Below are 10,736 nucleotides of genomic sequence, written 5' to 3'. Positions count from 1 at the left end.
ATACTGAGGTGATTTAACTGGAGTACAAATCTATTAAACCGAAAAAAATTTACGAAGAAGTATCTGAAGCTATTTTAACAATGATTAAAAATGGTACGTTAAAACCTGGTGACAAACTACTTCCTGTTCATCAATTAGCTGAGCAGTTTCAAGTTGGCAGATCTGCTGTTCGTGAAGCGCTAAGTGCGCTAAGAGCAATGGGCTTAATTGAAATGAAACAAGGRGAAGGTACATATGTAAGGAATTTCGATCCTTCTTCATTAACAAAATCACTAAATAACAAGTTATTAATGAAGAAAGAGGATATTTTGAATTTATTAGAAGTACGGAAGGTGCTCGAAGTGGGGGCAGTTCGAGCGGCAGCGGCAAAACGTACGGAAGCTAATTTGCAAAATATGAAGCAGTGGTTAGATGAAATGGCAAAGAGCATTGGAGATGAGAAGGCTGGCGAAAAAGCAGACTTTCATTTTCACATGGGAATTGCAGAATCTTCGCATAATAACATCTTGCTTGAGCTCATGAATCATGTTTCAGAGATGATTGCTGAAACGATTGGTGAATCAAGACGCATTATTTTATATGGTGAACAAACAACATCAGAACGACTTTTAGAAGAGCATCAATCTATATATGATGCGGTGTTAAAGCAAGATGTGGAATTAGCGCAGMAAGCGATGCTAGATCATTTAACAAATGTAGAACATATTGTCACAGGTAAAAGCGATATAAATTCGTAATTTAATCTTTTAAAAATCTAATTTTCTGATAAAATAGAGAGAGCTTAAGTAAGCGTTTTCTTTAGAAGGGGGAGAGGATAGGCCATGGTTGAGCCTACTTCTTCTAATCTTAGTCATCTGATGACCATATGATTTTTGGCGGAGTTGTAATGAGGGGGAATTATAGTTATGAAAGTTACTTTATTTGTTACTTGTTTAGTCGATATGTTTGAAACAAACGTCGGTAAAGCAACAGTTGAAGTATTGGAGCGTTTAGGTTGTGAAATTGAATTTCCAGAAGCACAAGTTTGTTGTGGTCAGCCTGCTTATAATAGCGGCCATGTAGAAGCAGCAAAAGAAGCGATGAAACATATGATTGAAACTTTCGAAGATGCAGAATATATCGTTACGCCATCTGGATCTTGTGCGACAATGTTTCATGAGTATCCGCATGTTTTTAAAGATGATCCGAAGTGGGCTAAACGTGCACAAAAGGTTGCTGATAAAACATATGAATTTACACAATTTATTGTAGATGTTTTAAAAGTTACAGATGTTGGTGCAAGTTTACCAGGGATAGCTACTATTCATAAATCTTGTCATATGACACGCCTGCTTGGAGTAAAAGAGGCACCAGGAATTTTATTATCAAGCGTAAAAGGATTAATTGTGAGAGAACTGCCGAACGTGCAAAATTGTTGTGGGTTTGGGGGAACGTTTTCAGTTAAGATGACTCCAATTTCTGAGCAAATGGTAGATGAAAAAGTAGATAGTGTAATGGAAACAGGTGCTGATTATTTAATCGGTGCAGATTGTGGGTGTTTGTTAAACATTGGCGGACGTATTGAGCGTTTAGGAAAAGAAGTAAAAGTAATGCATATTGCTGAGGTCTTGAATAGTCGCTCATGAAGGGGGAACATAAGCTATGTCTATGAAAATCAGTGAGAAAAAATTTAATGATCGCGTTGGCGATGGAATTCAAGATTCGTTTATGCGCGGAGCGGTATCTTCTGCACAAACGCGTTTATATACAAATCGATTAAAAGCAGCTGACGAGTTGGGAAACTGGGAAGAGTGGCGTGAACTAGGTGAACAAATTCGTCAACATACGTTAGAAAATCTTGATTATTATTTAATGCAGTTAAGTGAAAATGTATCAAAAAGAGGCGGTCACGTTTACTTTGCGAAAACGAAAGAGGATGCAGCAAAGTATATTCAAGACGTTGCAAAAAAGAAACAAGCGAAGAAAGTTGTAAAATCAAAATCAATGGTAACTGAAGAAATTAGTATGAATCATGCCCTTGAAGAGATTGGTTGTGAAGTGTTAGAGAGTGACTTAGGAGAGTATATCTTGCAAGTAGATAACGATCCACCATCACATATTATTGCGCCTGCACTTCATAAAAACAGAACGCAAATTCGTGATGTATTTAAAGAAAAACTTGGATATGAAAATTCTGATGATCCATACGAAATGACAAAGTTTGTTCGTAAACAACTTCGTGAGAAATTTATGGATGCAGAAATTGGTGTGACAGGTTGTAACTTCGCTGTTGCAAATACTGGCTCTCTTTGTTTAGTGACGAATGAAGGTAATGCCGATCTTGTCATGTCGATTCCGAAAACACAAATTGCAGTAATGGGTATGGAACGTATGGTTCCGACAATGGAAGAATTAGATGTTTTAGTTGGTTTACTATGTCGTAGTGCGGTAGGTCAAAAATTAACAAGTTATGTAACAGTAGCAGGACCAATTCAAGAGGAAGAGGTAGATGGACCAGAAGAGTTTCATTTAGTCGTTGTTGATAATGGCCGCTCTCAAATTCTTGGATCGGAATTCCGTTCAATATTGCAATGTATTCGTTGTGCCGCTTGTGTTAACGTATGTCCCGTATATCGTCACGTTGGTGGACATTCGTATGGATCTATTTATTCAGGACCAATCGGTGCGGTATTAACACCGCTTTTAGGTGGGTATGACGATTACAAAGAGCTTCCTTATGCATCTAGTTTATGCGGAGCATGTACAGAAGCTTGTCCAGTAAAAATTCCATTACATGATTTATTATTAAAACATCGTCAAGTCATCGTTGAGCAAGAAGGTCGTGCCCCACTTGCAGAAAAATTAGCAATGAAAATGTTTAGTATGGGTGCTTCTTCAGCAGCTTTATATAAAATGGGATCGAAAATGGCACCGGCAGCAATGAGTCCATTTACATCTGGTAACCGTGTATCAAAAGGCGTTGGACCACTTAAAAACTGGACGGATATTCGTGAATTCCCAGCTCCAAGTAAAGAACGATTCCGTGATTGGTATAAAGATCATAAGAAAGGCGGGGACAAATAATGACAGGATTAATTCAAAACCGTGAGTCCTTTCTAGATAATATCGCAAAAGAACTTGGGCGCGCGCGTAAAACAGAAGGCGTAGAACGTCCAGCATGGAAAAGTAATGTGAATGTAGAAACGTTAAAAGATTATTCACAAGAAGAATTGTTAGAAGTATTTAAAAAGCAATGTACAAACATTCATACAACTGTTGTGGAAACGACAAACGACCGCTTACGTGAAGATATTCAAAAAGTAATTGTTGAAAACGGCGGAGGACCTATTATATTATCAGCAGATGAACGTTTTGATTCCTATGGATTGACTTCTTTATTTAAAGAAGAGCTTCCAAAGCAAAATGTTGAGGTAAATGTATGGGATCCTGAGAAAAAAGAAGAGAATATGCGTATAGCGGAAAAAGCGAATATCGGTATTGCATTTAGTGATTATACTTTAGCTGAATCTGGTACGATTGTTGTACAAAGTCATAAAGGACAAGGGCGTTCTTTACACTTTTTACCGACTGTATACTTTGCTATTATTCCACGTGAAACACTTGTACCGCGTATTACACAAGCAGTTCAACATATGAACTCTCGTGTGGAAAAAGGTGAAGCAGTCGCATCTTGTATTAACTTTATTACAGGACCAAGTAACTCTGCGGATATTGAAATGAATCTTGTTGTCGGAGTACACGGGCCGTTAAAAGCAGTATATTTCATCGTATAAAATAGGGGAAAGCAGGCCGGAAAACGGCCTGCTTTTTTAATAGAATAAAGATAATATGAAGTAGAAGTTCTCTCCTTTTTTTGTTATGTTCTTTTGGAAAGGAGAGGAAGGGATGTTCACTTATTTATATGCATTGTTAATAGGTATGGTGTTTGGTTCTTTTTTTATGGTGATTGCGATGAGAGTTCCAGTAGGGGAATCTATTATTACACCGCGTTCGTACTGTCATTACTGCGAGTATACGTTACAGCCGAAAGAACTTATTCCAATCATTTCATTTTGTATACAAAAAGGGCGTTGTACGAATTGTAAGAGCAAAATCTCAAGTTTGTACATAGTATTTGAATTTGTTACAGGCAGTTTATTTTTTCTTACTGTATATGTAATTGGAATGGAAAGAGAGCTCATCATCATTTTATCGCTTTTTTCGTTACTTCTAATTATTTCAGTTACAGATTTAGTATATATGCTAATACCTAATCGTATTTTAATTTGGTTTGCGCTTTTGCTTATTTTAGAATGTATTTTTGTACCGTTAGTTACTTGGATAGATAGTTTAGCTGGTAGTGGAACTATATTCATTTTGTTATATTGCATGCAAAAGATTTATCCAGATGGTCTTGGCGGAGGTGATGTAAAATTACTTTCGTTACTCGGATGTATAGTCGGAGTGAAAGGGGTTTTTATAACTTTATTTTTAGCATCTTGCTTTAGTCTTTGTTTTTTCGGGATAGGTATAGCGCTAAAACGTATAAACATAAGAACTCCAATTCCGTTCGGACCTTTTATTAGCCTTGGAGCAATATGTTATGTGTTGGTCACATATGCAAAATAGAGAGGAGATAGAAAATGAATGTATATATGGATGATCAAAGAAGTTGCCCATACGGATATGTTTTGGCAACTACAGTAGAATCTGCCTTGCAAATTGTTAGGGATAATGAGGTGAATATTATTTCCCTCGATTATAATATGGGATGGCGACAAAAAAGTGGGTTAGATTTCGTAGAAGCTTTCTGCAACGAAGGTTTATATGTTAATGAAAYTCACCTTCATACAAATGATGTCATCGGTATGCATCAGATGAAAAAGAGCATAGAGAGAGAGAGAGAAGGAAAACGGGGAAATTAATCCTTATATTGCCTTGAAACATTAAAAACTCCAAAGTAAAACTTTGGAGTTTTTAATGTTTCATATGTGCTTGTAAAGGAATAATTTCCTCCGTTTGAGCTCCAACTAATTGAGTTTTCTCTTGTTCAACAACAGGTGCTTTCTTTGTTAAGTAATGATATACCATACCGACAAATACGGATCCGCCAATAATGTTACCGATTGTAACTGGAATTAAGTTATGAATAGCGCCCGCAAAAGAAATTGTCTCAGGATGTGGTGATACTAAAGATAAAGCAAACAGTGATAAGTTTGCAATGCTATGCTCATAACCAGATAAAAAGAAAGTGAAAACGAGCATCATCATCATTAATATTTTTGCTGTGTCACCTTTCACTTGAGAAGGTAAGAAGCAGGCAAGACATACGAGCCAGTTACATAAAATCGCTTTAAAGAATAATTGCATTGTAGGTGTATTCATCTTTCCTTCAACAACTTTATTCATTAAATGACTGTGATCAATTGCTTCGAAAATTCCAGTTGCGTAAAATAGTAAGGCAAAGAATAAAGCGCCAGCTAAGTTACCTGCATAACAAGCAACCCAGTTGCGAAGTGTATCAGAAATCGTTGTTTCTTTTCTTAAAGTTGCCACTGTGAAGTACATTGTATTGCCAGTAAATAATTCAGCGCCGCCATATATAATAAGTACGAGAGCAATTCCGAAAAACATGGAGGAAGCTAAATATGTTGCTGGTGAATCTGCAATATGAAAAAAGTTACCTAATTTAAAACATAGTACAATAATAAAACCGATATAAATGCCCGCAAGTGCAGCACGAATGAAATATTGCATTGGATTTATATCTAGCATTTGTTTTTTGCTCTTAGCCAGTTTTACAACGTAATCTAATCCTTGTTCTAGCATGAGTAATACGCTCCTTTAATACATCGTCTATAAATACTCCTTATATGAATAAGGTACATGGATTTGTTCATAGTTTCAATAAGTTTGTGCAATATTTCACAAAAAGGACATACATCTAGAAAGGAAGCGTTTACAAAAGGTAGTATAATGGAATTTTTTCTGAAAATAGAGAGGGGAATTGAAACGAGAAAAAAGAAAAAGCGCTGTAATTACAGCGCTTTTTCGTCTAAATTCTTTTCTACTTTTACTTCTACTTCTTTCGAGAAGAACCAACCGCMAACTGCGATTCCAACTAATACAATCCAGAAWGTAAGYTTCCACGGAGTGGATTCTGGGAATGAATGCGGAAGGACATTTAAAGCAGGGTGTGCTARYGTATAAACTGYTAATTTCACACCAACCCAACCTACAATTAAAAATGCTGCAGTTTCAAGTCCTGGTTTACGTTTTAATATTTGTACGAAAGCAGTTGCTGCAAATCGCATTATAACTAATCCGATAAGTCCACCTGTAAAGATAACGATAAATTGACCTGTATCAAGACTACCAATCGTACCTAATCCTGTTTTCGGTAAAGTCACTGCTAATGCAACAGCAGCTAAAATTGAATCAACTGCGAAGGCGATATCAGCAACTTCGACTTTAAATACAGTCCACCRAAAGTTCTCCTGTTTTTTCTTTGCTTCTTTTTCTTCTGTTTCTTCATGTGTATTCTTTTTAACATACGTTTTAAATAAGTGATTCCCCGCGATAAACATAAGATAAATCGCACCAATTGCTTGCACTTGCCATACATCTACTAGGAACGAAATCATAAATAGTGATCCGAAGCGGAAAACGAACGCTCCTGCTAATCCATAAAATAGTGCTTTCTTTCGTTTTTCTTCTGGTAAATGTTTTACCATAATTGCGAGAACGAGAGCGTTATCAGCCGCTAAAATCCCCTCTAGTGCAATTAGGATGAGTAATACCCAACCATACTCCAATAATAATGATACATCCATGTACATTCTCCTCTCATTTCTATAAAGACTAAACAAGTGAAGAAGTTCCCCACTGTTTAGTTTCCCCATACTCCTGCGCATCAACGGTAGAAGAAATTTGAAAACAAAAAAGACCTCTGCCGTTGATAGGCAAAGGTCTTGCTAGACATATGTAATGAAAATGCCAACAAAGCCGGAAGAACTAAGTTCTACGTAATGACGACTTTGTTTCCAAGAAATAGTTCTTGGACGCTACTCCCCTTTGGAGATATGCTATTGTATTTTCATTATATGGATAATTTATACGGTTGTCAACCTGTTAAAATATCTTCGTTTGGATATTTTATTTTTCTTTGTTTTTTACGTGCAAATGAAAAGGCTAATGTTAAAGGCCCCATCTTTCCAAAAAACATCATAAAGATAATAATTGTTTTGCCGATGATTGTTAAGTGTGGCGTCAAATTCATGCTAAGGCCGACAGTTCCAAATGCTGAAAATACTTCAAAAGCACTCATTAATAAAGGAACCTTCTCAGTGATGCTTAAAATTAAAATGGAAAGAAAAATAAAMGAAATTGAAATAATAGTAATCGTTAATGATTTGACAATGAGCGTATCTTTAATGGATTTTTTAAACACGACAATATCATCTTGTTCTTGCAAAAATTTAAATACGCCGAAAAACATAATCAAAAAAGTCGTTAACTTAATCCCACCACCAGTTGAAGCACTGCCAGCACCAATAAACATAAGAAGCATCATTAATAAAAGTGAAGGTTTTGATAATGCAGAGATATCAACAGTATTAAACCCGGCAGTACGTGTTGAAACCGCTTGAAAATAAGCAGCCATACCTTCTTCAAATGGTGTAAAACCTCTCATGGAAATTGAATTATGGAACTCAAATATAAAGATAAAAGCTGTAGCAATAATATTGACGATTAGAGTAGAAGAGAGCATAAGCTTTGAGTGCAAAGTAAGGTTTTTAAAGTTTTTCTTTCTTTTTATATCTATGATAACCGTAAAACCAATCCCACCTAAAATGATGAGGGAAGAAATAACGAGATTGACGAGAATGCTATGGGAGTGCGACATTAAATTATCGCTCCACACAGAAAACCCAGCATTATTAAAGGCTGAGATAGAATGAAAAAAGCTGTAATATATACCTTTGGCAACCCCATATTTTGGTACCCATTCAAAAGAGAGAAGTAAAGTAGCGATACATTCTACAGTAAAAGAGAATAAAAATAATGCTTTTGCAAGACGAATGATTCCGCCGACATTTGTTTGGTTTAATGCTTGTTGTAATAAAATCCGGTTTTGAAGGCCGATTTTTCTGCCGAGCATAATTGCRATTAAAACAGCAAAGCTCATAATGCCAAGYCCRCCAACTTGTATAAGTGTTAAAATGACACATTGGCCAAATAAGGTAAATACTTTACCAGTGTCCACAACACCAAGCCCTGTAACCGTACAAGCAGAAACCGTTGTAAATAAGGCATCGAGCCATGAAATGGACGTTGTTGTAGCAATTGGCAATTTCAATAGGCATGTACCGATAATCGATAGCATAATAAAAGATACAGTAAGAACACGGGGAGGACTCATGCTAATGTTAATCCGTTTCATTTCACATATCGTTCCTTTCGATTTGCTCTTACTAGTATGTGAAGAAGCACTATTATGTATGTTAAAAAAGAAAGAGGCAGAGAATATCTGCCTCTAAGCCATAGGTTATATAGTTATCCGCGTAATTGTTGTTGAGCTAAAGCAACAAGACGTTTCGTTACTTCACCGCCAACTGATCCGTTAGAACGAGATGCTGTATTAGATCCTAAGCTTACACCGAATTCTTGTGCGATTTCATATTTGAATTGTTCAAGTGCTTGCTCTGCACCCGGAACTAGTAATTTGTTTGTTTTCACCATGTTGATACACATCCTTAAAGAGTAATCCAGTTTAGCTAAGTGCTATCTGGTAATGTTATTTTATGTGTAAACGACGTACTCATACACGGAAGTAAACGGTGTGATTAGAAGTTCTTGGATAGAAAAAAGAGTAGCAAATTTGCTACTCTTTTTTCAGTATTGTCGCTGTACCTTCTACGACAATATCATCAGATTGATTATATATGTTTGTTTGCAATGTGATAATTTTTTTATCGTCCCGTTTTTTAATAACTTCTGCCACAACGCGAAGTGTATCACCGATTTTGACAGGAGCACGGAATGAAACGTTTTGTGATAAATAAATCGTATTTTTGCCAGGAAGTTTCGTTCCAAGAATGGTAGAAATAAAACTTGAAACGAGCATGCCATGGGCAATACGTTCTTTGAACATTGTCGTTTTTGCAAAAGAGTCTAGAATGTGAATAGGATTTACATCTCCAGTCAATTTTGCAAAATTGATAACGTCCTCATCCGTAATTTTTTTTGTAAGTGATGCTTGATCACCGACTTGAATCTCATCGTAACGAAGCTCCGGAACAGTTTGTGCTTCTTGAAATGGATTCATTTTGTCCTCCTTCTTTTCCATATCGAAAAATGTAAGCCATCTTGATGTAGTAGGAGGAAGAAAGAGTTTTGTTTGTGCTGCAGTTAGTTGCCACATTTTTCTTACTTGATGGAAGTAAATAGATTTTTTGAGTTTTCCTCGAACTGCTTTGCGAGTTCTAGTTGTTTGGACTTGAACTCTCCCAAAAAAACTTCTAACTGTTTTTGAACCTCTTCACGTTGCGACTGTTGTTGTTCGATAAAGTGTTTTGTTGTTTCTTCAAATTGGCCGCTAGTTTGAGTAAGAATAGACAAAGATGTTTTCGTAGGCGAAACAGTAAGTTGGTGCATTTGATTAGAAAGCTCATTCCACTTTTCTTGCCACTCGTTAATTTGATCATTTAAGGAGTTTCCAGTTAATTGCTTCACATAGTCTGTATATTGGTTATTGAACTGAGCAGTGAATTGGTGTAGTTCTTTTTCTAGTTCATCTACTCCTGATGTTAATTTATGCAAAGCGTCTTGTTGTTGTTTTAACGTTTCTAAAGTAAGTTGCTCTAATTGTTTCCCAGCTGAAGAGAAGAGGGAAAGAGATTGAGACCAGTTTTTCCAAAATGCATCGACTAATTCGTATGGCTTAGTTTCCATTGTTTGACCTCCAAATGTTTTTTTGCATATTGTGAACGCAGATTACTCTGCTGTACCACCAGGTGAAGATGAAGAATCCTTTTCATCCTTTTCTGGAGAAGTAGAAAATGGAAAGAATGCATTGGTGTATAACGTGAAAAACGTCCGCAACATATTTTGATAATGTTCAAAAGAAGTCGCACATGTTGTTAAATATTGCTCTCCATATTCTGTTAAAGAATAAATTCGTTTCGCTGGCCCGCCTTCGCTTGTATCCCAAGTAGAAGAAATAAGATTTTCTTTTTCTAATTTGCGTAGTGTCCTATACACATTACCTTGGTCAACAGAAGAAAAGCCGATGTCCATTAGCATTTGAATAAGTTTGTAACCATGAAGACTCCAGTCTTTTAGACAGAGAAGTAAGAAAGGAACTAAGAAGTTTTTTGGCATGGAGTTTGGTTGTTTCGCTTGGTTTTTTTCCAAACCTTCTGGGTGTTCTGGTTCATTATGTAGCATGATTGTGCATCACCTCATGAATCAGTTAGATGGAATTTTTTGCTTATAAGTGCAATTTACACCTATCTGTTTTTAATGTCAATACATTTGTTAGAAAATAAAGAAAAATAAAATATATACTTGAAGTTTTATTCGGAATATTAGAAAATAGTGAATAGGTTGAATTGTTTCAAAAACGAAAAAGGGAGTGTAGTCGAAGTGATTGATCAAAAATTCGATCCATTGCAAGCATGGAAAAATGCTTATGAACAAACCGAAACATTTTGGGGAAAAGCGCTCAATGAAACAATTAAAACAGAAGAATATTC

General features: G+C 36.1%; 13 protein-coding genes, 1 pseudogene and 1 riboswitch. Of the genes and pseudogenes, 7 read left to right on the top strand and 7 right to left on the bottom strand.

Features of this window, described 5'->3' with window-relative positions; all coding sequences use genetic code 11:
• The first annotated feature begins 47 nt into the window (after window positions 1–47).
• The 6 genes from AC1DJR_RS08155 (at window position 48) to AC1DJR_RS08130 (ending at window position 4,904) form a co-directional block, all read left to right on the top strand.
• Entirely contained in the window at window positions 48–737 is a 690-nt protein-coding gene (locus AC1DJR_RS08155; protein WP_477002360.1) for a FadR/GntR family transcriptional regulator, read from the top strand.
• 168 nt (window positions 738–905) lie between these two features.
• Window positions 906–1,625 carry a (Fe-S)-binding protein gene (locus AC1DJR_RS08150; RefSeq protein WP_002011587.1) on the top strand — a complete coding sequence of 240 codons (720 nt, stop codon included), beginning with the start codon at window positions 906–908 and terminating at the stop codon, window positions 1,623–1,625.
• A gap of 16 nt (window positions 1,626–1,641) precedes the next feature.
• Window positions 1,642–3,063 carry a LutB/LldF family L-lactate oxidation iron-sulfur protein gene (locus AC1DJR_RS08145; RefSeq protein WP_002011586.1) on the top strand — a complete coding sequence of 474 codons (1,422 nt, stop codon included), beginning with the start codon at window positions 1,642–1,644 and terminating at the stop codon, window positions 3,061–3,063.
• Window positions 3,063–3,773: a LutC/YkgG family protein gene (locus AC1DJR_RS08140; RefSeq protein ID WP_002126142.1), complete on the top strand. Its 711-nt coding sequence runs from the start codon at window positions 3,063–3,065 to the stop codon at window positions 3,771–3,773. The genes AC1DJR_RS08145 and AC1DJR_RS08140 overlap by 1 nt, the downstream gene beginning before the upstream one ends.
• Before the next feature lie 112 nt (window positions 3,774–3,885).
• A complete protein-coding gene (locus AC1DJR_RS08135) occupies window positions 3,886–4,608 on the top strand; it encodes a prepilin peptidase (RefSeq protein ID WP_113770128.1) in 723 nt (240 codons plus the stop codon).
• Between the two features lie 14 nt (window positions 4,609–4,622).
• A complete protein-coding gene (locus AC1DJR_RS08130) occupies window positions 4,623–4,904 on the top strand; it encodes a cyclic-phosphate processing receiver domain-containing protein (protein ID WP_477002359.1) in 282 nt (93 codons plus the stop codon).
• 52 nt (window positions 4,905–4,956) lie between these two features.
• Here the strand turns inward: AC1DJR_RS08130 and AC1DJR_RS08125 are convergent, their stop codons facing one another.
• From AC1DJR_RS08125 to phaQ, 7 genes are all read right to left on the bottom strand, one after another.
• On the bottom strand, window positions 4,957–5,808 hold the full coding sequence (locus tag AC1DJR_RS08125; RefSeq protein ID WP_002011581.1) for a formate/nitrite transporter family protein: 852 nt from the start codon (window positions 5,806–5,808) through the stop codon (window positions 4,957–4,959).
• A gap of 209 nt (window positions 5,809–6,017) precedes the next feature.
• The gene (locus AC1DJR_RS08120) at window positions 6,018–6,812 is read right to left on the bottom strand and encodes a TerC family protein (protein ID WP_477002358.1); all 795 of its coding nucleotides are present in this window, start codon (window positions 6,810–6,812) and stop codon (window positions 6,018–6,020) included.
• Window positions 6,813–6,889: 77 nt separating this feature from the next.
• A riboswitch (yybP-ykoY riboswitch) is annotated at window positions 6,890–7,064 on the bottom strand.
• Window positions 7,065–7,102: 38 nt separating this feature from the next.
• A complete protein-coding gene (locus AC1DJR_RS08115) occupies window positions 7,103–8,422 on the bottom strand; it encodes a TrkH family potassium uptake protein (RefSeq protein ID WP_113770127.1) in 1,320 nt (439 codons plus the stop codon).
• Window positions 8,423–8,535: 113 nt separating this feature from the next.
• Complete coding sequence (locus AC1DJR_RS08110) at window positions 8,536–8,721, bottom strand: alpha/beta-type small acid-soluble spore protein (RefSeq protein WP_000241212.1); 186 nt, start codon at window positions 8,719–8,721, stop codon at window positions 8,536–8,538.
• Between the two features lie 142 nt (window positions 8,722–8,863).
• Entirely contained in the window at window positions 8,864–9,307 is a 444-nt protein-coding gene (locus AC1DJR_RS08105) for a MaoC family dehydratase (protein WP_001067911.1), read from the bottom strand.
• A gap of 101 nt (window positions 9,308–9,408) precedes the next feature.
• A complete protein-coding gene (gene phaP, locus AC1DJR_RS08100; protein ID WP_002011575.1) occupies window positions 9,409–9,933 on the bottom strand; it encodes a polyhydroxyalkanoic acid inclusion protein PhaP in 525 nt (174 codons plus the stop codon).
• Between the two features lie 42 nt (window positions 9,934–9,975).
• Complete coding sequence (gene phaQ / locus AC1DJR_RS08095; protein ID WP_242241526.1) at window positions 9,976–10,428, bottom strand: poly-beta-hydroxybutyrate-responsive repressor; 453 nt, start codon at window positions 10,426–10,428, stop codon at window positions 9,976–9,978.
• Between the two features lie 198 nt (window positions 10,429–10,626).
• Here phaQ and AC1DJR_RS08090 point away from each other — a divergent pair.
• Window positions 10,627–10,736, top strand: a pseudogene (locus AC1DJR_RS08090) (polyhydroxyalkanoic acid synthase subunit PhaR); the annotation flags it as partial.

Source organism: Bacillus sp. 05T31 (assembly GCF_056396725.1).
This window is presented reverse-complemented; position numbering and strand designations above follow the sequence as displayed.